24 protein-coding genes and 2 tRNA genes are annotated in these 24,663 nt (G+C 69.4%); 2 read left to right on the top strand and 24 right to left on the bottom strand.

The window, feature by feature from the left end; genetic code table 11:
- Positions 1–99 precede the first annotated feature (99 nt).
- The 4 genes from ACWIHT_RS33525 to ACWIHT_RS33540 form a co-directional block, all read right to left on the bottom strand.
- Positions 100–172, bottom strand: a tRNA-Ala gene (locus ACWIHT_RS33525).
- 133 nt (positions 173–305) lie between these two features.
- On the bottom strand, positions 306–539 hold the full coding sequence (locus ACWIHT_RS33530; protein ID WP_003976229.1) for a hypothetical protein: 234 nt from the start codon (positions 537–539) through the stop codon (positions 306–308).
- A 3-nt stretch (positions 540–542) separates the two neighbouring features.
- Entirely contained in the window at positions 543–716 is a 174-nt protein-coding gene (locus tag ACWIHT_RS33535; RefSeq protein ID WP_019063265.1) for a hypothetical protein, read from the bottom strand.
- Between the two features lie 69 nt (positions 717–785).
- Complete coding sequence (locus ACWIHT_RS33540) at positions 786–2,255, bottom strand: MFS transporter (protein ID WP_456172078.1); 1,470 nt, start codon at positions 2,253–2,255, stop codon at positions 786–788.
- A gap of 94 nt (positions 2,256–2,349) precedes the next feature.
- Here ACWIHT_RS33540 and ACWIHT_RS33545 point away from each other — a divergent pair, with 94 nt between their 5' ends.
- Entirely contained in the window at positions 2,350–3,216 is an 867-nt protein-coding gene (locus ACWIHT_RS33545; protein ID WP_456172079.1) for a helix-turn-helix transcriptional regulator, read from the top strand.
- 70 nt (positions 3,217–3,286) lie between these two features.
- On the opposite strand, the gene ACWIHT_RS33550 is transcribed toward ACWIHT_RS33545, so the two are convergent.
- From ACWIHT_RS33550 to ACWIHT_RS33580, 7 genes are all read right to left on the bottom strand, one after another.
- A tRNA-Ala gene (locus ACWIHT_RS33550) sits at positions 3,287–3,359 on the bottom strand.
- A 93-nt stretch (positions 3,360–3,452) separates the two neighbouring features.
- Positions 3,453–4,118, bottom strand: coding sequence for a histidine phosphatase family protein (locus ACWIHT_RS33555; RefSeq protein WP_456172080.1), 666 nt, complete (start codon positions 4,116–4,118; stop codon positions 3,453–3,455).
- Positions 4,115–4,558, bottom strand: a complete 444-nt coding sequence (gene rsfS / locus ACWIHT_RS33560; RefSeq protein WP_456172081.1) for a ribosome silencing factor — start codon at positions 4,556–4,558, stop codon at positions 4,115–4,117. Before rsfS ends, ACWIHT_RS33555 begins: the two co-directional genes overlap by 4 nt.
- Positions 4,559–4,727: 169 nt before the next feature.
- Positions 4,728–6,440, bottom strand: a complete 1,713-nt coding sequence (locus tag ACWIHT_RS33565; RefSeq protein WP_456172082.1) for an LCP family protein — start codon at positions 6,438–6,440, stop codon at positions 4,728–4,730.
- 16 nt (positions 6,441–6,456) lie between these two features.
- Positions 6,457–7,146 (bottom strand): nicotinate-nucleotide adenylyltransferase, encoded by a 690-nt coding sequence (gene nadD, locus ACWIHT_RS33570; protein ID WP_456172083.1) that lies wholly within the window; start codon positions 7,144–7,146, stop codon positions 6,457–6,459.
- Between the two features lie 57 nt (positions 7,147–7,203).
- Complete coding sequence (locus tag ACWIHT_RS33575) at positions 7,204–7,365, bottom strand: hypothetical protein (protein ID WP_456172084.1); 162 nt, start codon at positions 7,363–7,365, stop codon at positions 7,204–7,206.
- Between the two features lie 140 nt (positions 7,366–7,505).
- Entirely contained in the window at positions 7,506–7,667 is a 162-nt protein-coding gene (locus ACWIHT_RS33580; RefSeq protein ID WP_327404136.1) for a hypothetical protein, read from the bottom strand.
- 101 nt (positions 7,668–7,768) lie between these two features.
- On the opposite strand from ACWIHT_RS33580, the gene ACWIHT_RS33585 reads away from it, so the two are divergent.
- Positions 7,769–8,896, top strand: coding sequence for a M48 family metallopeptidase (locus tag ACWIHT_RS33585; RefSeq protein ID WP_456172085.1), 1,128 nt, complete (start codon positions 7,769–7,771; stop codon positions 8,894–8,896).
- 121 nt (positions 8,897–9,017) lie between these two features.
- Here ACWIHT_RS33585 and ACWIHT_RS33590 read toward each other — a convergent pair whose 3' ends face one another.
- The 13 genes from ACWIHT_RS33590 to rplU form a co-directional block, all read right to left on the bottom strand.
- Entirely contained in the window at positions 9,018–10,088 is a 1,071-nt protein-coding gene (locus ACWIHT_RS33590; RefSeq protein WP_456172086.1) for an SCO2583 family membrane protein, read from the bottom strand.
- A 98-nt stretch (positions 10,089–10,186) separates the two neighbouring features.
- Entirely contained in the window at positions 10,187–10,768 is a 582-nt protein-coding gene (locus tag ACWIHT_RS33595) for an SCO2584 family spore wall biosynthesis protein (protein ID WP_456172087.1), read from the bottom strand.
- 120 nt (positions 10,769–10,888) lie between these two features.
- Positions 10,889–12,175 carry a glutamate-5-semialdehyde dehydrogenase gene (locus ACWIHT_RS33600; RefSeq protein ID WP_201053713.1) on the bottom strand — a complete coding sequence of 429 codons (1,287 nt, stop codon included), beginning with the start codon at positions 12,173–12,175 and terminating at the stop codon, positions 10,889–10,891.
- 82 nt (positions 12,176–12,257) lie between these two features.
- Positions 12,258–12,716: a hypothetical protein gene (locus ACWIHT_RS33605; protein ID WP_019063252.1), complete on the bottom strand. Its 459-nt coding sequence runs from the start codon at positions 12,714–12,716 to the stop codon at positions 12,258–12,260.
- 143 nt (positions 12,717–12,859) lie between these two features.
- On the bottom strand, positions 12,860–13,966 hold the full coding sequence (proB, locus tag ACWIHT_RS33610; protein WP_456172256.1) for a glutamate 5-kinase: 1,107 nt from the start codon (positions 13,964–13,966) through the stop codon (positions 12,860–12,862).
- Between the two features lie 211 nt (positions 13,967–14,177).
- Positions 14,178–15,365 (bottom strand): glycosyltransferase family 2 protein, encoded by a 1,188-nt coding sequence (locus ACWIHT_RS33615; RefSeq protein ID WP_456172088.1) that lies wholly within the window; start codon positions 15,363–15,365, stop codon positions 14,178–14,180.
- Positions 15,366–15,553: 188 nt separating this feature from the next.
- Entirely contained in the window at positions 15,554–17,596 is a 2,043-nt protein-coding gene (locus tag ACWIHT_RS33620) for a hypothetical protein (RefSeq protein WP_456172089.1), read from the bottom strand.
- A 59-nt stretch (positions 17,597–17,655) separates the two neighbouring features.
- Positions 17,656–19,149, bottom strand: a complete 1,494-nt coding sequence (locus tag ACWIHT_RS33625; RefSeq protein ID WP_456172090.1) for an SDR family NAD(P)-dependent oxidoreductase — start codon at positions 19,147–19,149, stop codon at positions 17,656–17,658.
- A gap of 150 nt (positions 19,150–19,299) precedes the next feature.
- The gene (locus tag ACWIHT_RS33630) at positions 19,300–20,463 is read right to left on the bottom strand and encodes a hypothetical protein (protein ID WP_456172091.1); all 1,164 of its coding nucleotides are present in this window, start codon (positions 20,461–20,463) and stop codon (positions 19,300–19,302) included.
- A 96-nt stretch (positions 20,464–20,559) separates the two neighbouring features.
- Positions 20,560–22,110, bottom strand: a complete 1,551-nt coding sequence (locus tag ACWIHT_RS33635; protein WP_456172092.1) for an alkaline phosphatase D family protein — start codon at positions 22,108–22,110, stop codon at positions 20,560–20,562.
- A gap of 222 nt (positions 22,111–22,332) precedes the next feature.
- Complete coding sequence (gene obgE, locus ACWIHT_RS33640; RefSeq protein ID WP_456172093.1) at positions 22,333–23,769, bottom strand: GTPase ObgE; 1,437 nt, start codon at positions 23,767–23,769, stop codon at positions 22,333–22,335.
- Between the two features lie 146 nt (positions 23,770–23,915).
- On the bottom strand, positions 23,916–24,170 hold the full coding sequence (gene rpmA / locus ACWIHT_RS33645; protein ID WP_019063244.1) for a 50S ribosomal protein L27: 255 nt from the start codon (positions 24,168–24,170) through the stop codon (positions 23,916–23,918).
- 14 nt (positions 24,171–24,184) lie between these two features.
- Entirely contained in the window at positions 24,185–24,505 is a 321-nt protein-coding gene (gene rplU / locus ACWIHT_RS33650) for a 50S ribosomal protein L21 (protein WP_007381993.1), read from the bottom strand.
- Positions 24,506–24,663 lie beyond the last annotated feature (158 nt).

Below are 24,663 nucleotides of genomic sequence, written 5' to 3' on the forward strand. Positions count from 1 at the left end.
CTCAAGAAGGGGCGGCCCGCCGCTCCATGACCTGCGCCAACTCCCCCTGAACACACCGAAGGCGGGTCATCCTGTGGGATGACCCGCCTTCGACTTCTGTGGAGCTAAGGAGAATTGAACTCCTGACCTCCTGCATGCCATGCAGGCGCTCTACCAACTGAGCTATAGCCCCTTGCGGTGTGCTACCGGGTCTCCCCGGCGGCGACGCCAACATTACCGGTCGACCCGGTGCACCACCAAATCGTTTCCGTCTCCCCTGCCGTGACCGTGATCGCCGGGACCTCCTCGCGGGGTCCCGGCCCGAGTCAAGCCGTGACGAACGAATAGAACCGTTTCAAAGTGCAGTGCTCTTCGAGGAGTCGGCCGTAGATCGGCTCGCCCTCAAGTTCGCGGTACGTCTCGATCGGATCGCCTTTTATGATCAGCGCCCGCGCGCACTCCTCGCACCAGTACTGGTAGTCGGGATTCACCGGTTCCATGTCGCGGACGATCGGTGTCCCACTGCCGCACCAGTCGCACTTTCGCCTGTGTGCACCCATCGATCAGCTCCAGCTGTGGCCGCAGGCCGTGCACACGTAGGAAACTCCGCCGTTGTCACCGAGGACTTGGGCCACGTGGGCGGAACCGCAGGAAGGGCAGCTCAGGCGGGTGATCGTATCCCGTATCAACGCCGCATCGAAGAGGTGGTCGACCTCCTCGATGATGCTCGCAGGCATCGCTACTCCCTCCCGTCGGGCCGCGCCCCCTTCCGGCCGTTTGATTCTGCCACGGCCGGACCAATACGGTCAGCGACGCCTTAGTACCAGTCCGGACACGGCACCCACCGCGGCCGTCCCCGCCAGCGCGAACATGCACGCCAAAAGCGCCTTCGCAGAGGTATACGCCCCCGGGGCCCCAAGTGACTCAAGCCGGTTCAAGAACAGTGTGCCGAAAACCGCGACCCCGAGCAGCTGACCCAGCTGTGCGACCGAGGAGAGCAGACCGCTGGCGTCCGCCGCGTCCTCGGGCCGCACGGTGGCGAGGGCCCGGGTCAGCGTCGGGCTGAAGGCGAGCGCGAGCCCGGCCCCCACGCCGACGTACGCCACGTACAGTACGGCCCCGCCGCGGTCGCCGCCTTCGAACGCCAGGCCGACCCCCAGGACGGACGGCATCGCGATCACGAACCCGAGCGGGGTCAGCGCACGTTGCCAGGCCGCCGGCCACCCGCGCCAGGTGAGGCCGACCACTCCGAAGACGACGGCGGTCGGCGCGAAGGTGAGGCCGGCGCGCAACGCGCTGAATCCGAGGCCGCCTTGGACGTGCAGGGTGAGCGCGAACAGGAAACCGCCGTTGACGGCCATGACCGCCATGATCCGGAAGACGGCGAGCCCCATGCCCGGCCGACGCAGCACACGCGGTGCGATCAGCGGGGCGCCGCCGCGCCGCGCGAGCCGGGACTCGTAGACGCAGAACGACGCGAAGAGCACCGCCGCCGCGACCAGCGACAGCCACGACCACAGCGGCCAGCCCTCCTCCTGCCCCAGCACCAGCGGCACCGTGAGCAGCGACACGGCCGAGGCGAGCAGCACCAGCCCCGGCAGGTCGAGGGGCCGCGCCCGCTCGGGTTGCGACCGGCTGTCCTTCGGCAGCACGCGCCTGCCCACGGCCAGCAGTACGACGCCCACGGGCACGTTGACGAGGAACACCGGCCGCCAGCCGGTGCCGAAGAGGTCGGCGCTGACGAGCACGCCGCCGACGATCTGCCCGGCCGCGGCGCCGACGGCGATGACCGCCGCGTACATGCCGAGCGCGCGTACCCGGGCCTCGCCGATGAAGTTCCGCTGGATCAGGCTGAGCACCTGCGGGATCATCAGCGCCGAGCCGGAGCCCTGGATCAGGCGGAACACGATCAGTGCGGTGGAGCCCTGGGCCAGGCCGCAGGCGAGCGAGGCGGCGGTGAAGACGGCCAGCCCGGTGAGGTGGACCCGGGCGTGGCCGAGCCGGTCGCCGAGCCGTGCGCCGGTGATCAGCAGCACCGAGTACGTGATGGTGTAGCCGGCGATCACCAGCTGCAAGTCGGCGCCGGACGCGTGGAGTTCGGTGCCGATGGTGGGGGCGGCGACGTTCACGATGAACACGTCGAGCAGGGCCATGAACTGGGCCGCGAGCAGGAGCCAGAGCAGCGGTCCGCGGCGATTGTCAGTGCCGGGGGCTTTACTTGTGGCAGGACTTGGAACGGGTGCGGAATCCGGTCCCGTCAAGGGTGTTGTCGTCATGCCGTCGAGCGTGGAGGCGCTCCGGTACGGGTGCCGAGAGCCCGCTGATGCTGGTACCGACAGCACCTGGCAGGGACCAGGTCGGGCGTCGAACATGGGGGATGTGACGATGGGGATGGGGACGACACAGCGCCGCCGACCTGAGCTGGCCGCGTTTCTGCGCACCAGGCGCGCCAGGGTGACACCGCACGACGTCGGCATGCCGCCGGGTTTCCGCCGGCGTACGCCGGGGCTGCGCCGCGAGGAGGTCGCCCAGCTCTCCGGTGTGGGCGTCACCTGGTACACCTGGCTCGAACAGGGGCGCCCGATCAACGCGTCCGCGCAGGTCCTGGACGCCGTGGCGCGCACGCTCCGGCTCGACGCGCCGGAGCGGGAGCATCTGTACCACCTGGCCGAGGTGCCGTACGCGCATCCGCCGGAGGTGATCGCGCAGTCGGTGGGGCCGGAGATCCAGGGCATCCTCGACGCCCTGGAGCCGCGTCCGGCGGTGGTCTACAACGCGCGGTACGACATCCTCGCCACCAACTCCCCCTACCGGACGATGTTCTGGCTGGAGCCGCTGGAGCCGGGCCCGATGCACAACGCGCTGTGGAAGCTGTTCACGGTGCCGGAGGAGGAGTGTCCGCTGCTGTACCGGGAGACGGAGCTGCCGGTGATGGTGGCGACCCTGCGCTCGGCCTACGGCGTCCATACCGGGGAGCCTGCCTGGGAGGAGTTCATACGCGGGCTGTCGGCGGCGAGTCCGCTCTTCGCGCGGCTGTGGAAGAGCGGGGACGTGGCGGAGCCGGGGCGGCGGGTGAAGACGTTCCGGCACGAGGCGGTGGGCGAGCTGCGGATGACGTCGGTGTCGTTGTCGGTCAACGGCATGCCGGAGTGCCGGATCGTGGTCTACACCCCCGCCGACGAGGAGACCCGGCGGCGCACGGAGACGCTGACAGCGACGAAAAAATCCCACCCCTGAAAGGGATGGGATCTCATCGATTTGATCTGTGACGACTCTCGATCCTTGACAACTCAAGAGTGTCGAACTGTGGAGCTAAGGAGAATTGAACTCCTGACCTCCTGCATGCCATGCAGGCGCTCTACCAACTGAGCTATAGCCCCTTGTGTTCTTCCCGCTCGGCGGGCGAACAAGAAGAACTTTAGCCTGCGACCTGCCGGAAAGTGAAATCCGGGGTCGGGGCCCTGGAGGGCCGCTCAGTCGTCGTCGCCGAGCACCGGTTCCGGGAGTGTGCCGGCGTTGTGTTCCAGCAGGCGCCAGCCGCGGGCGCCCTCGCCGAGCACGGACCAGCAGCAGTTGGAGAGGCCGCCGAGACTCTCCCAGTGCGGGGACTCCAGACCGAGGAGCCGTCCGATGGTGGTGCGGATCGTGCCGCCGTGGCTGACCACCACGAGGGTGCCGTCCTCGGGCAGCTTCTCGGCGTGCCGCAGCACGACGGGGGCGGCCCGGTCGGCGACCTCGGTCTCCAGTTCGCCGCCGCCGCGGCGCACCGGCTCCCCGCGCTTCCACGCGGCGTACTCCTCGCCGTGGCGGGCGATGATCTCCTCGTGCGTCAGCCCCTGCCAGACGCCCGCGTAGGTCTCCCGCAGGCCCTCGTCGTGGATGACGTCGAGGTCGGTGAGGGCGGCCAGCTCGGCGGCCGTGTTCGCCGCGCGCTTCAGGTCGGAGGCGACGATCGCGTCGGGCTTGAGGGAGGCCAGCAGCCGGGCGGCCCTGCGGGCCTGGCCGATGCCGGTCTCGGTGAGCTCGACGTCCGTGGTGCCCTGGAAGCGGCGCTCCACGTTCCACGCGGTCTGGCCGTGCCGCCACAGGATGACGCGGCGGCCCCGGCCCGCCTTGCGGCCGTCCGCGCCGGCGCTCACCGCACCTCCCCGAACTCGGAGGCGTCCTCCTCGGCGCGCAGCTTGGCGTGCTCGGCGGCCTTGCCGCGGGTCTCCTTGGCGTCGGCGGGCAGCTCCAGCTCGGGGCAGTCCTTCCACAGCCGCTCCAGGGCGTAGAAGACGCGCTCCTCGCTGTGCTGGACGTGGACGACGATGTCGACGTAGTCGAGCAGGATCCAGCGGGCGTCACGGTCGCCCTCGCGGCGTACCGGCTTGGCGCCGAGTTCCTTGCTGAGCCGCTCCTCGATCTCGTCGACGATCGACTTGACCTGACGGTCGTTGGGAGCGGAGGCCAGCAGGAAGGCATCCGTGATCGACAGCACATCGCTGACGTCGTAGGCGATGATGTCGTGCGCGAGCTTGTCAGCGGCGGCCTGGGCGGCGGCGGTGATGAGCTCGATGGAGCGGTCAGTGGCGGTCACTACGCGGCTTTCGGTCGGCGGTCAACAGACCTCAAGGGTCTCACGGACCGCGGACGGCACCCCACGTGAATAGCGGATCACGCCCCGGACGTCGGCCTGGACACCGGCTCCGGCCTCCGGGGCGTGCTCTCCGTCACAGCGACCGCGCCTTACCGCCACCGCGCCGTCGTCACGAGGACGACGACGGCTTGTAGTCGGTGCCCAGGATCACCGAGACATCCGCGTTCGCGGCGACTGTGCCCTTGGTCACCGTGCTGGTGGGCAGGCCCAGGGTCTTGGCGACCTCGGTGGCGTTCTCCTTGTCGGCCGCGTCGGAGTACGTGATCTTGGACTTGGCCGAGGACGCGGAGGCCGTGCCCGCCTCCAGGAAGGTGAAGCCGCCGTTGAGGAGGACGACGCGGGCCTTCTCGGTGTCGTCCTTGACGCCGGTGGCGTTCTGGACGGCGACCCGGACCGCCGAACCCTCGTCGGGGCTCTTCGCGGTGCCGCCCAGGACGTCCTTGACGACACTGGCGGAGGCCTGCGCGGTCAGGGTGCCGTCGTTCTGGACGGGCAGCAGGGCCGTCTTGTAGTCGCCGCTCTTGGCGAGGTCGGCGAGCTTGGCGAGGAAGGTGCCGAGGTCCTTGTCGGTGAGGGGCGGGTCGAGGATCTGGGCGAGGGTCTGCACGGTGGTGGTCGCCGCCGTCGGGTCCGAGGTCAGCTGCCGCAGCACACCCTGCATGACCTGCCCGAACCGCTCCAGCTGGGCGTCCTGGGCCTCGCCGGAGGCACGGTAGGTGGCGTAGGCGACGGCCATCTTGCCGCTGAGGGTCTGGTCCTTGCCCTTGTGGACGAGGGGCTCGGCGCCCTTCTTCGTCGCGGCCGGGTCGGGCACGTCGGCGTTGGTGTCGATGTCGATGTTGCCGACGAGGTCGACCAGGTTCTGCAAGTAGGGGGTGTCGAGGCGCCAGGTGCCCTCGATGTCGGTGCCGAGGACGGTGTTGAGCTGGTCGACGGTCCCGGAGGTGCCGTCGTCGTCGACCGACTTGGCGAGCGTCGTGGTGTTGCCGTCGTCGTCCGTGAGGGCGAGCGAGTTGGGCAGCAGCACGGTGGTGCCCTGCTTGAGGGTGGTGTTGTCGACGAGCAGTACCGAAGAGGTGCCGCCCTTCGCGGTGTTGTGCAGGTGGACGACGATCACATCGCGGTTCTGGGCGCCCGTGGCCGTCGTGGTGCCGGACTTCGAGGAGGGCGAGGAGACTCCGGGGAGCTTCCCGGCGTACCAGAGGTAGCCGACCCCGCCGGAGACGACCAGTGCCAGGACGACGACGAGGGCGACCATGCGGCCACGGGCGCGGCGCTTGGCCTCCTCGCGGCGCTCGGTGCGGTTCTCGGTGAAGTTCAGCCAGTCGATGACGTCCTCGGAGTCGTCGGTCGGCTCCTCCACGAAGGCGAACTGCTCGGTGCGGTAGTCCCGTTCACCCGCCGCCGGGGTCTTGGGGGCTTCCGTGTCCTCGGCCGGGCCGCCCTGCTGCGGGATGTAGGCGGTCTGCTCGGCGACCCTGGGTTGCTGTCCGCTGGTCGCGGTCTGCCCGTAGGGGTCGTAGGCCGTCGTCGTCCCGGTGGCGTACGGGTCGTAGCCGGCCTGGGGTGCCTGCCGGCCGGTGTCGTAGGACTGTTGGGTGCCCGTGTCGTAGTCGGGCGTCTGCTGCTGGGTGCCGGTCGCGTACGGGTCGTAGGCGTACCCCTGTTGTTGCTGCTGCCCGTACGGGTCGTACGGCTGCTGCTGCGGGGGCTGTTGGGTCGCCTGGGCCGGGACCTGGCGGTAGACAGGCTGGTTGTACTCGTCGTAGCCGACGAGCTCGTACTGGTCGCCGCCGTACCCGGCGTCGTATCGGTCGTTCACCGGTGCCCCTCTCGGCTCACTCGCCGCGGTACAGCTCGCGCTTGTCGATATAGCGCACGACTCCGTCGGGCACCAGGTACCAGACCGGATCCCCCTTGGCGACTCTCGCACGGCAGTCTGTGGAGGAGATGGCCAGCGCGGGAACCTCGACCAGTGAGACACCGCCCTCCGGGAGCCCCGGGTCGGTCAGGGTGTGGCCGGGGCGGGTGACTCCGATGAAGTGCGCGAAGGAGAAGAGTTCCTCCGCGTCGCGCCAGGTGAGGATCGCGCCGAGGGCGTCGGCGCCGGTGATGAAGAAGAGGTCGGCGTCGGGGTTGAGCGCGCGCAGATCGCGCAGGGTGTCCGTGGTGTAGGTGGGGCCGCCGCGGTCGATGTCGATACGACTCACCGAGAACTGGGGGTTCTCCGCAGTCGCGATGACCGTCATCAGGTAGCGGTCCTCGGCCAGTGCGACCTTGCGGTCGGTCTTCTGCCACGGCTGGCCGGTCGGTACGAACACCACCTCGTCCAGGTGGAACTGCGCGGCGACCTCACTGGCCGCCACGAGGTGTCCGTGGTGGATCGGGTCGAACGTTCCGCCCATGACGCCCAGACGGCGCTTGCCGGGGTTCGACGGGCCGTTGTTGCGCGGGCCGTTCACCATTCGGATCTCCGTGCCGCGCGTCGTGTCGTTCGCCGGACCGGTAGGCATGTCCTGCTCTCCCATGCGTGCAGACCCTACCGGCCCGGTGTGAAGGCCCCGTGACCTGTCAGGGGACAGACCCTAGCGATCGCGGTTGAAGCGGGTGGTGATCCACAGCAGGAGCAGCAGGATGATGAACGCGCTGCCACCGGTGACGATCGGCTGGAGGCTCTCGTGGTTGCCCCCGCCCTCCCCCTCGGCGGCAAGAGTGACCAACTGGGCAACAGTGCCGTGGTAGCTCATCTTCAGCAGAACCTATCCAGTGTGGGCGGGATAAAGATGTCGGCCCATGGTATGCGGGCACCCCGGCGGCGATCACGCCGACTCCGCCATTGGGAACCGGACACGCGACACGGACACCGGCAGGGAACTTCGAGGGCGTCTCAGTCGTCCTTCTGTTTGTACCCGCGCAGCAGGAACCACGCGGTCAGGATGCAGCCGAAGAACATGACGATCAGTACGACCTTGAGCAGGTCCCCCGATCCTTGCCGGGGGGCGGCGTTCGCGGCCTCTGCGAGCCAGGCGGCTGCGGAATGGGGCTCCATGCGTTGACTCCTTCGCTGTACTGCCCGTCCACGGTATCTCCGCCTAGGCTGGGCTCTGCTTCGGGGGCACTCAGCGCACACAGACGCACATGGGGGACCACATGTCCGAAGACGGCCACGAGCAGAACGCCCACGAGAACGTGCCGAGCAGGCAGCGCAGGCGCTTCCCGGGGATCTCCTCGCGCGCGTACGAGCACCCGGCGGACCGCTCCGCCCTGGTGGCGCTGCGCAAGCTGAGCGGGTTCGACACGGTGTTCAAGGCGCTCAGCGGGCTGCTGCCCGAGCGCAGTCTGCGCCTGCTGTTCCTGTCCGACTCGGTGCGGGTGTCGGACCAGCAGTTCTCGCACCTCAACGACATGCTGCGGGACGCCTGTTACATCCTGGACCTGGAGAAGGTCCCGCCGATGTACGTCACCCAGGACCCGCAGCCCAACGCGATGTGCATCGGCCTGGACGAGCCGATCATCGTCGTCACCACCGGCCTGGTCGAGTTGCTCGACGAGGAGGAGATGCGCGCGGTCATCGGTCACGAGGTGGGCCACGCGCTGTCCGGCCACTCCGTGTACCGCACGATCCTGCTGTTCCTGACCAGCCTGGCGCTGAAGGTCGCGTGGATCCCGCTCGGCAACCTCGCGATCCTGGCGATCGTGACGGCGCTGCGCGAGTGGTTCCGCAAGTCGGAGCTGTCCGCCGACCGCGCGGGCCTGCTGGTCGGCCAGGACCTGCGGGCCTCGATGCGCGGCCTGATGAAGATCGCGGGCGGCAACCACCTGCACGAGATGAACGTGGACGCGTTCCTCAAGCAGGCCGAGGAGTTCGAGTCGGGCGGCGACCTGCGCGACTCGGTCCTGAAGATCCTGAACGTGCTGCCCCGCTCCCACCCGTTCACCACGGTGCGGGCGGCCGAGCTGAAGAAGTGGGCCGAGTCCCGCGACTACCAGCGGATCATGGACGGGCACTACCCGCGGCGCAGCGAGGACAAGGACACCTCGGTCACGGACTCGTTCCGCGAGTCGGCGGCGAGCTACGCCAGCAACGTCAAGAGCTCCAAGGACCCGCTGATGAAGCTGGTCAGCGACATCGCCGGTGGCGCGGGCGACCTGGGCGGCCGGGTGCGGCGCGGCTTCGGCGGCTTCGCGAGCTCGACCCCGCAGGACGGCCCGCCGACCGAATCGGCCAACGGCACCGAGCAGCCGCCCACGGACGCACCGCCGCGCGACGAGGACTGACCCGACACGAGGACCGGCCCGACACGAGGACCGGCCCGGCCGATACACACCGACCTCACACCTACGGCACACCTACGGCGGCCGACGCACAGCCGCCTCCTGGAGCGCTTCCGGCGGCTCCTCACACCTTGGGCTGTGCGCCCGCCGCCAGTGAGCCGCAGAGGGCCGTGGCGCTGCCCGTGGCGAACGGGTCAGTGCCGGCCGGGCCGCCCGCCTTGGCGGTCTGGCCGGCGAGCAGGGGGCGCAGGTAGGTGACGGAGTCCTCGGCACAGGACAGCGGCCCGGCCTGGACGTAGGACGTGACGATCTGGGCCTGGTCCATGCGCAGGTCGTCGCGGTCGAAGCGGAACTGGAGCTCGCGGCGGACGGTGAACAGGGACGCCTGGGCCTTGTCGCCGGAGCCGGTCGGCCGGAGCGCGTAGACGAAGGTTCCGTCGGCGGTGACCTCAAGGGTGGACGAGTCGATCTCGGTGGCCTGGAGGGTGCCCTGGACGCGGATCTTGCGGTCGGCGAGTTCGGCGCGTGAGGGGTCGAAGCGAACCAGCCATCCGGTGGGCTCGTGCCGGCCGTCGGCGGCCGGGTGCTCGAAGCTCTGGTCGAACTGGTCGAGCTGGTCGGGGTCGACGAGGACGCGCGCGGGGCGGATCTGGCCGCCGGTGAGTACGGCCGGGTAGAGCGAGGACTCCACGATGTAGGCCTTGGCGGTGCTCAGGGCGGCCACGACCTGGCTGTCCGAGAAGTGCGCGGTGCGCCGCGCGGCCGGCAGCGGGATGCCGTCGCCGCCGACGTCGAACTGCGCGGCGGGGCTGTGCGCGAAGAGGTACTCCGCGTCGGTCGCCCCCGGCACCCTGCCCTGGGGGGACAGCGGGATGACGGTCATCCGCAGCGGCTCGGCGGGCTGCTGGGCCGTGGGGGTCGTATAGGGGTGCCGTACGCCCATGTAGATCGCGGTGCCGAAGGCGACGGCGATCAGCATGACCAGGATCAGTGCCTGGCGGGAGAGGCCGCGGCGCAGGGCCGGGCGGCGGCGGACGGCGGGGGCGTGGTCGGCCATGCGCTCCTGCGCGGAGAACTCCTGGAGCCGGGCAGCACGGACGAACGACTCGTCGAATACGACGGATCGGTACTCGTCCTCACCACCCCCGGGAGCGCCCTCGGGCGTCCCCTCGGGTGGGTCTCCTGGACCGCCCATACTTTCAGAGTAGGTCTCTGGAGCCTCAGGTAAACGCCCTGGTACACGACAAGTTCTGACAGGTTCTCACCGAGCCGGTCAGAGCGGCCGCGAGTCGCTCAGGGCGTGCGCGGTACGGCCGACAGCGGTGGCTGGGAGTTGTCCGCGGAGACGGAGGGTGCCGCCGCCGTACCCTGCTCGACACCCGTGGAGGCCGGGGGCGGGACGCGGTCCCTGCTGCCCGAGGATGCGCCGCGGTAGACCGCCGAGAAGGCCAGGGCGACCATGCCGATGCCCATCACCAGGGCGAGCAGCCAGGCGACGGGACGGTGCCAGCGGACCTGTTTGCCGTAGGTTCCCGGGGCGCCGTAACGGCCCTCGACGAGGTCGGTGTCGTCCAGGTCATCGAGTTCCGGATCATGGCCGAATTGGCGTCCGTAGGCGTCCTCGAAGAGGTCGTCGTCGCTACGTCTGCCTCTGCCGCGCTGGGCGCGCCGCGCTTCGGCCTCGGAGGCCTCGGCTCTGGCCTGCGCGGCGGCAAGGAGGCGCTCGACGGCGGTCGGCTCGTGTACTACGGCCGCCCGTACGAAGGCCTCGTCGAAGACCACGGAGTCGAATTCTTCGTCCGACATTCCGCGGTCGTGGTCGTCGTCGGGCTCCCAGCCGTCAGGGAACGGCGTGCCCCCCACGTCCTCCGGCACCTCTCCAGAGTAGACCTGGGGGGTCAATTTGGGCAGGCGGTAGGGAAATTCATCCGCAGGGTGAGATGTCTCTCCCTCCACGAGCCCCTATGCCCGGCGCATATGCCAGCAGCCCTTGGCTCAGCGGCGGATGTGCCCGTCGCCGGTGACGATGTACTTGGTGCTCGTCAGTTCCGGCAGGCCCATCGGGCCCCGTGCGTGCAGCTTCTGGGTGGAGATGCCGATCTCCGCGCCGAAGCCGAACTGGCCGCCGTCCGTGAAGCGCGTGGAGGCGTTCACGGCGACGGTGGTGGAGTCGACCAGCTGGGTGAAGCGGCGGGCGGCCTGCTGGGAGGAGGTGACGATCGCCTCGGTGTGGCCGGAGCTCCACAGCCGGATGTGCTGGACGGCCTTGTCGAGCGAGTCGACGACGGCGGCGGCGATGTCGTAGGAGAGGTACTCGGTGTCCCAGTCCTCGGGGGTGGCCTCGACGACGGTGGCCGCGGACTCCTTGGCGTAGGCGAGGACGCGTTCGTCGGCGTGCACGGTGACGCCGGCCTCGGCGAGGGCGTCCAGGGCGCGCGGCAGGAACTCGGGGGCGATGTCCTGGTGGACGAGGAGGGTCTCGGCGGCGTTGCAGACGCTGGGCCGCTGGGCCTTGGAGTTAATCAGGATGTCGATGGCCATGTCGAGGTCGGCGTGGGCGTCGACGTAGACGTGGCAGTTGCCGACGCCGGTCTCGATCACGGGGACCGTCGACTCGCTGACGACGGTCTGGATCAGGGAGGCGCCGCCGCGCGGGATGAGGACGTCGACCAGACCGCGGGCGCGCATCAGTTCGCGGACGCTCTCGCGGCTCTCGCCGGGCACCAGCTGCACGGCGTCGGCGGGCAGTCCGGCACCGCCGACGGCGTCGCGCAGGACGCGCACGAGGGCGGTGTTGGACTCGTAGGCGGAGGCGGAGCCGCGCAGCAGGACGGCGTTGCCGGACTTGAGGCAGAGGGCGGCGGCGTCGACCGTGACGTTCGGGCGGGCCTCGTAGATGATGCCGACGACGCCGAGGGGGACGCGGACCTGGCGCAGGTCGATGCCGTTCGGGAGGGTCGAGCCGCGGACGACCTCGCCGACCGGGTCGGGCAGGGCGACGACGTCCCGGACGTCGGAGGCGATGGCCCGGACGCGCTCGGGGGTGAGGGTCAGCCGGTCGATGACCGTCTCGCTGGTGCCGGCCGCGCGGGCCTTGGCGATGTCCTTGGCGTTGGCCTCGACGATTTCGCTCGTACGGACCTCCAGCGCGTCCGCGATGGCGAGCAGCGCGTCGTCCTTCTCGGCCCGGGGCAGCGGCGCGAGGTCGGCGGCGGCGGACTTGGCGCGGTAGGCGGCCCGGGTGACCGGGGACATGGAGTCGTACGGCGAGAGCGTGGTCATGAGGGAAGGGTAGTGCGCCGGGCGGAGGCGTCCAGCGGCTATCCCAAACCGCGAGACAAGCGCGGAAGGGCCCGAAGACGGCTCAAAAAGGGTGTACGCCGACCGGGGTGGCGGGCAGCGGGCCGTAGCCCTCGGAGATGCGCTGGTGGTAGGTCTCGCGGTCGATGACCTCCAGGCCGACGATCTCCCACGGCGGCAGCTTGGCGGTCTGGCGGTGCTCGCCCCACAGGCGCAGCGCGACGGCGGCGGCGTCGTGCAGGTCGCGGGCCTCTTCCCAGTAGCGGATCTCCGCGTGGTCGTTGGCGTAGCGGCTGGTCAGCAGAAAGGGGTGGTCGTGGGCGAGCTGTTCCAGACCGCGCCGCACCTCCTTCAGCGGGGCCTCGCCGCCGGAGACGCTGAGGGTGACGTGCCACAGCCGGGGAAGGTCCTTGGGTTCCTCGCCCTCGTACCGGGCGCCGGCGGCGACGCTGGTCAGCGTGCGTTCCTCGCCGGGCGCGCGGGAGGTGGCACCACCGCGGGACGCCGCCGCCCCAGGGCGCACTCGTCTCACGACGGCCTCCTTACGCAAGGGGCGAGCTGCTGTGCTCGCGCGGATGTGTCCCTGAGCAAAGTTGAGCAGGCCCAGGGCGTCCGTGTGGCACTTTTGCGGAACGTCCACCGAGGGAGGCGGACGTTTCGGTTGTTTTACGGGTGCAGGATCACCAGGTCGTCCCTGTGTACGACTTCCCTCTCGTACGACGGCCCAAGCTCCCGCGCCAGTTCCCTGGTGGAGCGGCCGATCAGCTGGGGGATCTCCTTGGCGTCGAAGTTGACGAGCCCCCGCGCGACCGGGTGCCCGGCGCCGTCCCGGAGTTCGACGGGGTCGCCCGCGCTGAACTCGCCCTCGACGGCGGCGATCCCGGCCGGCAGCAGCGACATCCGGCGCTGCACGACCGCGCGCACGGCACCGTCGTCGAGCGTCAACGAGCCCTGGGGCGTGGACGCGTGTTGCAGCCACAGCAGCCGGTCCGCGGAGCGTTTCCCGGTGGCGTGGAAGTAGGTTCCGGTGTCGCCGCCGCTCAGCGCGTCGGTCGCGTGGACCGTGCTGGTGAGCACGACGGGGATGCCGGCGGCGGCGGCGATCCGGGCCGCCTCGACCTTGGTGACCATGCCGCCGGTGCCGACGCCGGCCTTGCCCGCGCTGCCGATCTCGACGTGCGCGAGGTCCTGCGGTCCCCGGACTTCCGCTATCCGCGAGGTGCCCGGCTTGCTGGGGTCGCCGTCGTAGACGCCGTCGATGTCGGACAGCAGGACCAGCAGGTCGGCGTGGACGAGGTGGGCGACAAGAGCGGCGAGCCGGTCGTTGTCGCCGAAGCGGATCTCGTCCGTGGCGACGGTGTCGTTCTCGTTGACGATCGGCAGGGCGCCCATGGCGAGGAGTTTGTCGAGGGTGCGGGAGGCGTTGCGGTGGTGGGAGCGGCGGCTCATGTCGTCGGAGGTGAGCAGGACCTGGCCGACGCGGATGCCGTAGCGGGCGAAGGAGGCGGTGTAGCGGGCCACGAGGAGGCCCTGGCCGACGCTGGCGGCGGCCTGCTGGCGGGCCAGGTCCTTGGGGCGGCGGCGCAGTCCCAGCGGGGCGAGTCCTGCGGCGATGGCGCCGGAGGAGACGAGGACGACCTCTCTCTCGCCTCCGCCGCGACTCTTGGCGAGGACGTCGACGAGGGCGTCGACCCGGTCGGCGTCCAGGCCGCCGGCGGCGGTGGTCAGTGAGGAGGAACCCACTTTGACGACGATCCTGCGGGCCTCGGTCACGGCCTGCCTTGCGGCTGCCACGTGCGCGTTCCTCTCGGGTAGATCGGGCTGGCAATCTACGCGAACCGGGTTGCCCTGTGCACGTTGGTCCAGGTTGCGGACAGGGGGTTGAGTTCAGAGTGCGGGCCGGTGGGGGCTGGTCGCGCAGTTCCCCGCGCCCCTTGAAAGACCTGCGCTGGTCCAGCCTTTAGGGGCGCGGGGAACTGCGCGATCAGCCACGACGAACCCGCACCCGACGCACTCTCCGCGCCACCCTTCGCAAGAGCACCCCCATTCCCCCCTCCCGATACCCCTCCACCCCACGCGCCTCGCGAGGTTCGGCCAGGTAAAGGGAGTCGGGCAAACCCTCGGAGCGGAAGTGCGGATACGCCAGGTACACCCGCCGCCCCCGCCCCTCCACCACCGCTTCGGGGCGTTTCTTCGACTTGAGGAACTGGACGACCTCCAGCAGGAGTTCGGGACGTTCCGCGGCCACCAGATGCAACCGAAGCCGCTCGTCGACCTTGAGACGCAACGCCACCTCGTCCGTCCAGTGGGCCGCCATCAACGGCTTGGCCAGCTCGAACTTGTGGCGCCGTACCTGCTCGCTGTCCCCCGCGTACTTCGGCCCGAACTGCGGGAGCAGGGTCACCAGGAACGGCCGGAGCATCAGCTTGTCGCGCTCCACCCCCGGAGGGACCATCTCCGCGATGAGGTTCATCAGGGCGCGCGCCGAGTCGAAGCGCAGGGTGTAACTCCCGCTCTTCGTCACGTGTTTGCCGTCGTCGCGGCCGACCAGGTAGTAGCAGGTGTGGTCGGCGATCACGGAGACGCCGTCCGCGCGGAGATACGCCTCCATCGTGAACAGCGCGTCCTCGCCGGTGAAGAGCGACTCGTCGAAGCGCATGCTGTGCCGCTCCAGCAGGGCCCGCCGGAACAGTTTCTGGGCGCTGAGCGTGAACTTGATGTTGGAGTGGAAGACGTCGGTGCGCTCCAGCGTCTCGACCCACGCGGCCTTGGGCGGGACCCGGTTGACGCCCTCGACCTTGCCGAGCACCACGTCCGTGGCGTTGCGGTCGGCCATCGCGACCATGCGCTCCAGGGCCTCGGGGGCGAGCCGGTCGTCGGCGTCGAGGAAGAAGACGTAGCGCCCGGCGGCCTTGCCGAGGCCTACGTTGCGCGGGGAGCTGGGGCCGCCGGAGTTCTCCTGGCGGATCACCGTGACGTGGTTCGCGGCGCGGGCCGCGAACTCCTCCAGGTACTCCCCCGTGCCGTCCGTCGAGCCGTCGTCGACGGCGACGACCTCGATCCGGGCCGGGTCCAGGGTCTGTGCCTCGACCGAGCGCAGGCACTCGACGAGGTACGGCATCGCCTCGTACGCCCCGATGACCACGGTCACATCAGGCTGCGTCACGGTCACGCGCTCCCCTTCGTCCATGGAGTGTTTCCCCCGTATCGGCCGGATCGCCATCTGCAAGACGGCCGACCGGACCGATCGGTTGTCCTCCGTCAGCAGGGGATACGCAAAAGAGCCCGGTTTTCGAGGATCACTCCCCAAAAACCGGGCTCTTCTTGACCAAGTACTGACACGGTACTGACACGCGCAGGTCAGCTCGTCAGTTCGGACTCCGTCGCCGTCGCCCGCTCCTGGCCGAGGTTGCGCGCCTCGGACTTCAGCGCGAGGTTCTCGACCGCGGTGTTGAACTGCTCGATGGACGTGGGCTCGTCCGGGCCGAGCAGGTACTCCTTGAGTTCCTTGCGGTCCTCGGCCAGCGGGTCGGTGTCCGGGGCGCGGACCGCCGCGAGCAGCTCGCCCAGTTCGGCGGCCTTGTTGGAGAGGATCACCGCGGCGCGCACCGCGGTGTTCTGCCGCTTGAACTCCTCGACGCCGAGCTGCGCGGAGTCCGTGACCGCGTACGGCTTGCCGCTCGCGATGAAGTCGGAGACCACGCTGGAGATGTCGGAGACCATCGCGTCGGACACGTTGAAGCAGTCGTAGAGGCGCGGTTCGGCGCCGGAGATGACCCGGTGCTCGAAGGTGCCGAAGGACTTCCAGTACGCGTCGTTCCACTCGGCGCGCAGCCGGGCGATCTCCTCGTACTTGGCCAGGTCGACCACGCCGTCGCGGGTGAGTTCGGCCTCGTCGCCCTTGTCGGCGGCGCCGCCGGTCAGTTCGGTGATCCGGGCCTCGATGCGCGCGAGGTCGGCCTTGGCCTTCGTCTGCGCGGCGGCGTCGGCCGTGAAGCGCGGGTCGGTCGCGCGCTGGGCGGCGGCCTTCTCCACCAGGGCGGTGACCTTGCGGTGCGCGGAGCCGGCGGCGGAGCTGACGGTGCCGGTGAAGGGGTGCGGCTTGTACAGGACGCGGACCGGGGGGTCGGCCTTGAGCAGCTTCTTCACGATGTTCTCGCCGGCCAGCAGGAGGGAGGTGTTGCCGGGGTCGTTGTCCCAGCCCTCCCAGGTCGGCGCGTAGAGGACGGTCGGGATACGGCCCTCGGGCACGCCCTGAAGCGTCTCGATCGGGGCCAGCTGCGGGCGGCCGACCTCGACGATGTCGTCGTCGCGGACCCCGACGTCGGCGATGGCGTAGCGGTCGCGGCCCGCGCGGCCGGCGGTCCACACCTCGTCGTAGACCTTGCTGAACGGGTTGACGCTGGCCAGCTTGTCGCTGTCGCCGTGGCCGATGAAGACGTGCTTCATGGTGGGGACGCGCAGCAGGTGGATGTTCTTGCCGACGTTGGCCGCGTAGAGCGCGACGCGCACGCTGGAGAGGTCCATGTTCATCAGGTGCACGCCGCCGGGGACGCAGATGACGGGGACCTTGGTGGGGGCGAGGTTCTGGAGTATGACGCGCTCGCGGAGCAGGACCAGGGGCCGGGACTCCAGCTGCTCCATGGTCTCCAGCCACATGTTGACCTGGTAGGCCGAGTCCTTGGAGCCGGAGAAGCAGAGCACGGTCTGCGGCTGGTACTCGTGCAGCCAGTCGTCGACGGCTTCGAGGATGACCTCGGCGGTCGGCGGGATCTTCGTGCCCCTTATGTACGGCAGGAGCGCGGCGACGTAGAGGGTGCCCAGGAACAGGGTGACGCCGATGCCGATGAAGGCGGCGACGGCCGAGTCGAGCTGTGCGGAGATGAGCAGGCCGACGACGGCGAACAGGTCGAGGTGGAGCATCTTCTCGGCGGAGCGCTCCAGCAGGCCGAACGGCGGGGCGTCCGGGATGTTGATGCGTGAGCCGAGGTCGACGTTGCGGGTGGCGACCGGCATCCGGCGGCGGTTGCGGATCAGCGTGACGACCGCGCCGTGCGGGGCCTGAAGGCCGTAGAACGCGATGAAGCAGGCGATCGCGCCGTAGAAGATCAGGTGATCCGAGAGGTCCATGCGGGCCAGCAGCAGGATCAGCAGGAGCTGGCGGATCAGGAAGCGGATCGAGAGGCCCGCCCTGACCTTGCTGAGGCGGTTGACCAGGTAGCTGCCCTGGCGGTGCAGATAGTGGTCGGCGACGTAGGTCACGACGGCCGCGGCGGCGAAGGCCGGGACACTCGGGACGAGCGCGGCCAGCATGAGGGCGGGGAAGCCCAGCATCATGAGGACGGCCGCGGCGAGCTCGGCCGCGCTGCCCACCCGGGCAACACGGATGGCGGTGGAAATCACTGATAAACCTGCTCTTGGGGGTTTTGAGTAATTTACCGGGAACTCAGAGGCAGGCTTAATTAAACGCCGTCCTGGACGTCCAGCACCGAGGCGAGGGCGGCCTCGAAGCCGGAGGCCTTGGCCGCGCCGGCCGTCGGGTCCTGCTGGCGGACGTCGATGACGTGGCCGGTCAGCTCGGACAGCAGCACGTCGAGGGAGGTGCGGGCCACGGCCTCGGAGGAGAGCAGCGTGCCCGTGGGCTCCTGGCCGAAGGCCTTGGTGCGCATCGGGGTGGCGGTGCGCTCCGGGTTGATGCAGTTGACGCGGATGCCGTCGCCGGCCCACTCGTCGGACAGGGCCTGCGTGAGGTTCACCATCGCGGCCTTGGTCGAGGAGTACAGGCTGTACTCGGCGCGGCCCCGCGTGTAGCTGCTGGAGGTGTACAGGAGCAGCTGGCCCTTGGTCTCGGCCAGGTACTTGTACGCGGAACGGGCGATCTGCACGGGCGCCAGGTAGTTGACCTTCAGCGCTTCCTCGATCGTCGCGTTGTCCGTCTCGGCCAGCTTGCCGATGCGCAGCACGCCCGCGGTGTTGATGACGTGGTCGATGCGCCCGGTCTCGGCGTAGGCCTTGGACAGCGCGTCGTCGACCTCCTCCGGGTTCTCGACGTGCGTGCCGGTGGTGGAGCGGCCGAGCGCGTACACCGTGGCGCCGTAGCCCTGGGCGAGTTCGGCGATGTCCTTGCCGATGCCGTACGAGCCGCCGAAGACGACCAGGGTCTTGCCGGTGAGCAGCTCGCGGTAGGCGGCCTCGTCGACCTGCTCGGGGGCGGCGGTGGAGGCGAGCTGGAAGAGCTTGTCGGCGATGAAGACGTCGACGGGCTGGGTGACCTTCATGTTGTACTCGTCGCCCGCGACGACGTGGATCGGCACGTCCGGCAGGTACTTGAGTACGACCGAACAGTCGTCCGTGGCCTGGAAGTTGGGGTCTCCGGCGGCGACCTCGTAGGCGCGGCGGATCGTGGACAGCTTGAACGCCTGGGGCGTCTGGCCGCGGCGCAGCCGGGAGCGGTCGGGGATCTCGGTGATGAACTCGCCGTCGTCGCCGTGCGTGCGGGTCACGATGATGGTGTCCGCGGACGGAATGGCCACGTCCACGGCCTGGAAGCGCTCCAGGGCGATCACACAGTCGTCGATGACGCGCTGCGAGAGCAGGGGGCGCACGGCGTCGTGGAAGAGGACGTTGGCGTCCTCGCCCTCGGCCAGGCCCTCGCCGAGGGCGGCGATGGCGCGCTCGGTCGTCTCGTTGCGCGTGGAGCCACCCTCGATGATCCGGGTGACCTTCTTGAAACCGGCCTTGGCGACGATCTTCTCGACGTCGGGGACATAGCCCGGCGCCATCAGAACGATGATGTCGTCGATCGACTCGGCGTTCTCGAAAGTGGTCAGGGTGTGCTCGATGACTGCCTTGCCGGCGATCTTCAGCAGCTGCTTGGGGATCGAGAGACCCACGCGCTGGCCGGTACCGCCGGCCAGGATCACTGCGGTGGTGCGGGGCTTGGCTATGTGCGACACAGGCGACCTTGACCTACCTCGGGACAACGGGGGAACTGGCAAATGGTCCCACTCACGGTAACCGCAGTGCAAGGCGAGTGACCTCCGCCGCATAGGTGAGCGACACCTGTCATTCATCTTGCACTGCTGGTGACCGCGCGACGAGACCCCTCAGCGGCGCCGCAGCTTCTTCAGACAACGGTGACCGAGAACTCGTACGAGTTCCTTCGACGTCGTCTGGTGAACCGTCCGCGCCTTCGCCGCGGCGGTGTGCCGGACCGGCGCGGCGGCCACCGCGGCGAGCGCCCCGTACAGCGCCTGCGCGGCCACCTCGGGCGCGATCCGCGGCGCCGCGTGCGCCTGCTCGGACGCCTTCGGTACGGCGGACAGGAGCGCGGTGTCGCCGAGGATCCGTACGCCCGTGGCGGCGATGGTGCCGGCCATCTCGGCGCCGATCTCGCCCGCCGCCTCGACGGCCCACCGCGGTGTCGTGATCTTCACGTCCTGCGGGGTCGGGCTGCACGCATTCTTCATATGCATGACCGCGCCGTTGCGCACGAGCTTGGAATACAGCTCGTCGGGGAGCCCATTGCCGCGGAATTCCACATTGAGCTTTCGCAGCATTTCGGTCTCGGCGAGGGTGAGAGAGCGGTTGGCCGCGTCCGGAACCGGCCGCAGCAGATGCGCGGGCAGTCCCAGCAGCGCCTCGAAGGTGCGCAGCAGCCCGTCCCGGTCACTGTCGTCGACCACGACGACCGTGACCCGCTCGGGGCCCACGGCCCGGGTCCACCGCTCCACCAGCCGGTCGTGCCGGTGGCGGCGCCAGAAGCTGGGGTTGGGCTGCTCGTAGGGCGCCTTGCGGAGCATGTGCTCAAGCCAGTCGCCGTAGCCCATGCGCAGGCCGTTCTGCACGTACTGCTGCCACTGCGAGGGCATGATCCTCGCCAGCGGGCGCAGGGTGATCAGGATATGCACGCGCTCGCCGCCGAGCCGCTCCACGATCCGGGCGATCGTCTCGTCGTCCTCTGCGTCGGCGAAGAACTCGCTGCTGATCACCGAGGTGCGGTCGCCGGTGGCGCGCACGGCGTCGAGGAGGCGGGTCCAGTGCTTGTCGGTGGGCACGGCGTCGCCCATCATCGCGGGCCGGGCGCAGGCGGCGAGGGCCGCTTCCATCGGGTGTCTGCTGTGCGCGGGGAAGTCGACGCCGTGCTCGGGCATCGCGTCCTTCGCGGCGAACAGCGCGCCCTGGATGGCGGTGGTCCCGGTCTTGTGCGGGCCGATGTGCAGCAGCCGGGTCCCGGAGGGCAACGCTTCCTTAATACAGTCCGTCTCCATGGTTAACGGAAGGTAAGAGCTGTTCCTGAGTTTGCCCTGAGAGGAGCCTGGGACACAGATGAGTCCCAGGCTCCGGTCACACAGGGTTCACGAAACTCAGACCACCCGGACCCCGGGATCGCCCGCCTCGACGCGCAGCGAGGCGTAGGTGCTCGGCGTGGCCGTCGGCTTCAGCACGGTGTCCACGACCCGCACCTTCGCGTCGATCCGGTCCTGCCGGATGTCGAACAGGTGGTAGCCGCGGTGGGCGTCGATCACCTTCCAGTGCGGGTTGTCCGCCATCAGCGGGTCCCACTGGGCGTGGAAGGCGGCCTGGTCCTGGTCGCCGTTGCTGGAGATCGACGTACCGACGAACTCGGCGCCGACGACGGCGGAGCCGGGATCGGCGAAGTCCTCCTTGAGGTCGCTGATCATCGTCAGGTGCCGGTCGCCGCTGAGCACCACGGGGTTGCGGACGCTCCTGAAGTCCTCCAGCAAGGCGTTGCGTTCGACCTGGTAGCCGTCCCAGGCGTCGTAGAACCACTGCTTGCCCGCGCCGAGCAGGGTGTCCGTCTCGGCCATCATGATCTGCGAGGCGATGACGTTCCAGCGGGCGGGCGAGTTGCGCAGCCCGTGCAGCAGCCACTTCTTCTGCGCGGCGCCCATCATCGTCATCGCCGGGTCCTCGGCACCGGCCTGCGTGGTCGCCTGGTCGCTGCGGAACTGCCGGGTGTCCAGCACGTTGAGCCGCATCAGGCGGCCGAATTCGAGGCGCCGGTACATCTGGATGTGCGGCCCGTTCGGCACGGCGCTCGCACGCACCGGCATGTGCTCGTAGTACGCCTGGAAGGCCGCCGTCAGCCGCGCCACGAACGCGTCGTGCGACTGCTTGTCGGGGTCCTGCGGGACCTCCCCCGCCCAGTCGTTGTCCACCTCGTGGTCGTCGAAGGTCACCACCCAGGGGGTGTTGGCGTGCATCGCCAGCAGGTCCGGGTCGCTGCGGTACTGCGCGTACCGGTTGCGGTACTGCACCAGGCTGTACGGCTCCCCGGTCCCCTCGTGGCGGCGCGGCCCCGCGTTCGAGGGCGCCGACTCGTAGATGTAGTCGCCGACGAAGAGCACGAAGTCGGGGTCCTGGGCCAGCATGTCGGCATACGGCGTGAAGTAGCCGTTCTGCCAGTTCTGGCAGGAGGCGAGCGCGACGCGGAGCCGGCCGCCGGAGCTGTTCGCGTGCGGGGCGGTGCGGGTGCGGCCGGTGGCGGAGAGCTGGCCGCCGGCGCGGAAGCGGTACCAGTAGTCGCGGCCCGGGCGCAGTCCCCGTACATCCACGTGAACGCTGTGCCCGTACTCGGGCCGGGCGGGGGCGACCCCGCGGCGCACGGTCTTTCTGAAGCGGGCGTCCCCGGCGATCTCCCACTCCACCGGGACCACCTGATCCGGCATACCGCCGCCGTGCAGCGGGTCCGGGGCGAGGCGTGTCCACAGCACGATGCCTTCGGGCAGCGGGTCCCCGGAGGAGACGCCGAGGCTGAACACACCGTCGGGCAGCGGGGTTTCGGCCGCCCGGGCGGAGGTCGGCAGCCACAGCTGGGCAGAGGCGGCGGCCCCGAGCACCGCCGCGCCGGCCGCGAGAAAACGTCGTCGATCGGGTGATACGGCTCCGGTCATCGTGAACTCCCTTGCGACGTTGGCCTCTTGGGTCACTTGGAAGGTTCACAGTGCGCGGAGTCCCACCTGCTGAACAGTAGGTATCGCGTCCATGACAAATGTGCACACAGCAAGAGACCCGTTGCTCCGGGAGCAACGGGTCTCAGCCAGTTCGGGTTACGCCTGACGGTCCGTCAGAGTGAGTGCCGTGCCGACGGTTCAGAAGGGCTTGAACTCCTGGGTTCAGAAGGGCTTGAACTCCTCGAACTCCTGCGTCGCCTCGTCCCGTTCGGCCTGCTTGTCCCTACGACGCTGCGTCGCGGGCCGCGGCTCGTCGAGCCGGTGGTCCTCACCGCGCCTGCCCAGCATCTCCGCGCCGGCCATGACGGTCGGCTCCCAGTCGAAGACGACCGCGTTGTCCTCGGGACCGATCGCGACGCCGTCGCCGGAGCGGGCGCCCACCTTCATCAACGAGGCCTCCACACCGAGGCGGTTGAGCCGGTCGGCGAGATAGCCGACGGCCTCGTCGTTGTTGAAGTCGGTCTGGCGGACCCAGCGTTCGGGCTTCTCGCCGCGCACGCGGAAGAGGCCGTCCTCCTCCTGTACGACGGTGAAGCCGCTGTCGTCGACCGCCTTCGGGCGGATGACGATCCGGGTCGCCTCCTCCTGCGGCTTCGCGGCCCGCGACTCGGCGATCAACTCCGCGAGCGCGAAGGACAGTTCACGCAGCCCCAGGTGGGCGACCGCCGACACCTCGAAGACGCGGTAGCCGCGCGCCTCCAGGTCCGGCCGCACCATCTCGGCCAGGTCCTTGCCGTCCGGTACGTCGATCTTGTTCAGGACGACCATGCGCGGACGGTTGCCGAGGCCGCCGTACTGCTTCAGCTCCTCCTCGATGATGTCGAGGTCGGAGATCGGGTCGCGCTCGGACTCCAGCGTCGCGGTGTCCAGGACGTGCACGAGGACGCTGCACCGCTCGACGTGGCGCAGGAACTCAAGGCCCAGGCCCTTGCCCTGGCTGGCGCCGGGGATGAGTCCGGGGACGTCGGCGATCGTGTAGACGGTCTCGCCGGCCGTCACCACGCCCAGGTTCGGGACGAGGGTCGTGAAGGGGTAGTCGGCGATCTTCGGCTTGGCCGCGCTCAGCACCGAGATCAGCGAGGACTTGCCGGCGCTCGGGTAGCCCACGAGAGCCACGTCGGCGACCGTCTTCAGCTCCAGCACGATGTCCTGGAGGTCGCCGGGAACACCGAGCAGCGCGAAGCCGGGGGCCTTGCGGCGGGCGCTCGCGAGAGCCGCGTTGCCGAGGCCGCCCCGGCCGCCCTGCGCGGCGATGTACGAGGTGCCGTGGCCGACCAGGTCGGCGAGCACATTGCCCGCGCCGTCCAGCACGACCGTGCCGTCCGGCACCGGCAGGATGAGGTCCTGGCCGTCCTTGCCGGAGCGGTTGCCGCCCTCGCCGGGCTTGCCGTTGGTGGCCTTGCGGTGCGGGGAGTGGTGGTAGTCCAGCAGCGTGGTCACGGACTGGTCGACGATGAGGGTGACGTCACCGCCCCTTCCGCCGTTGCCGCCGTCCGGGCCGCCGAGCGGCTTGAACTTCTCACGGTGGACGGAGGCACAGCCGTGGCCTCCGTTACCCGCGGCGACATGCAGCTCGACGCGGTCCACGAAGGTGGTCATGGGATGTGCCTCCAGTTACGTACAACAGTGTTTCTAGGTCAACACGCGAAAGGCGGACCCGCTTCCCGGAAGGGAAGTGAGGTCCGCCTCGCGAAAGCTTCCGATCAGTTGCCCGAATCAGTCACCTGAGTCGGCTACCTGATGTGTCAGGCGACCGGAACGATGTTCACGACCTTGCGGCCACGGTGGGTACCGAACTCCACCGCACCGGCGTTCAGCGCGAACAGCGTGTCGTCGCCGCCACGGCCGACGCCCGAACCGGGGTGGAAGTGGGTGCCACGCTGGCGGACCAGGATCTCACCCGCGTTGACGACCTGACCGCCGAAGCGCTTCACGCCGAGCCGCTGGGCATTGGAGTCGCGACCGTTCCGGGTGGACGATGCGCCCTTCTTGTGTGCCATCTCTCCTCAGTCCCTTACTTCGCAGCCGCGGGGATCTCAGTGACCTTGATCGCCGTGTACTGCTGGCGGTGGCCCTGACGACGGCGGTAACCGGTCTTGTTCTTGTAGCGAAGGATGTCGATCTTGACGCCCTTGTGGTGGTCCACGACCTCGGCCTGGACCTTGATGCCGGCCAGGACCCACGGGTCGCTGGTCACAGCGTCGCCGTCGACAACGAGCAGCGTAGAGAGCTCTACGGTGTCGCCAACCTTGGCAGTGGAAATCTTGTCAACCTCAACGATGTCGCCGACAGCAACCTTGTGCTGGCGACCACCGCTGCGCACGATGGCGTACACGCGGATCTCACTCTCTCGCTCGGGAACGGCACCCCCGCAGTCCAGCCGCCCTGCAAGGCAGACGGCCTCTCCCGGTGGAACGCACCCGGGAGGAAGAGGTTTACGGGGATGTGGCGTGTCACCAGTGGACACGCCGACAGTCAAGGTTACGGGGCCAC

This window comes from Streptomyces sp. NPDC002276 (assembly GCF_053891435.1).

What these genes read in the sequence shown, in the direction of transcription:
- ACWIHT_RS33530 (WP_003976229.1), bottom strand. Translation starts at nt 539, where the DNA reads ATGGGTGCACACAGGCGAAAGTGCGACTGGTGCGGCAGTGGGACACCG.
- ACWIHT_RS33535 (WP_019063265.1), bottom strand. Translation starts at nt 716, where the DNA reads ATGCCTGCGAGCATCATCGAGGAGGTCGACCACCTCTTCGATGCGGCG.
- ACWIHT_RS33540 (WP_456172078.1), bottom strand. Translation starts at nt 2,255, where the DNA reads ATGACGACAACACCCTTGACGGGACCGGATTCCGCACCCGTTCCAAGT.
- ACWIHT_RS33545 (WP_456172079.1), top strand. Translation starts at nt 2,350, where the DNA reads ATGGGGGATGTGACGATGGGGATGGGGACGACACAGCGCCGCCGACCT.
- nadD (WP_456172083.1), bottom strand. Translation starts at nt 7,146, where the DNA reads ATGGGAGAGCAGGACATGCCTACCGGTCCGGCGAACGACACGACGCGC.
- ACWIHT_RS33575 (WP_456172084.1), bottom strand. Translation starts at nt 7,365, where the DNA reads ATGAGCTACCACGGCACTGTTGCCCAGTTGGTCACTCTTGCCGCCGAG.
- ACWIHT_RS33580 (WP_327404136.1), bottom strand. Translation starts at nt 7,667, where the DNA reads ATGGAGCCCCATTCCGCAGCCGCCTGGCTCGCAGAGGCCGCGAACGCC.
- ACWIHT_RS33585 (WP_456172085.1), top strand. Translation starts at nt 7,769, where the DNA reads ATGTCCGAAGACGGCCACGAGCAGAACGCCCACGAGAACGTGCCGAGC.
- ACWIHT_RS33590 (WP_456172086.1), bottom strand. Translation starts at nt 10,088, where the DNA reads ATGGGCGGTCCAGGAGACCCACCCGAGGGGACGCCCGAGGGCGCTCCC.
- ACWIHT_RS33600 (WP_201053713.1), bottom strand. Translation starts at nt 12,175, where the DNA reads ATGACCACGCTCTCGCCGTACGACTCCATGTCCCCGGTCACCCGGGCC.
- ACWIHT_RS33630 (WP_456172091.1), bottom strand. Translation starts at nt 20,463, where the DNA reads ATGGAGACGGACTGTATTAAGGAAGCGTTGCCCTCCGGGACCCGGCTG.
- ACWIHT_RS33635 (WP_456172092.1), bottom strand. Translation starts at nt 22,110, where the DNA reads ATGACCGGAGCCGTATCACCCGATCGACGACGTTTTCTCGCGGCCGGC.
- obgE (WP_456172093.1), bottom strand. Translation starts at nt 23,769, where the DNA reads ATGACCACCTTCGTGGACCGCGTCGAGCTGCATGTCGCCGCGGGTAAC.
- rpmA (WP_019063244.1), bottom strand. Translation starts at nt 24,170, where the DNA reads ATGGCACACAAGAAGGGCGCATCGTCCACCCGGAACGGTCGCGACTCC.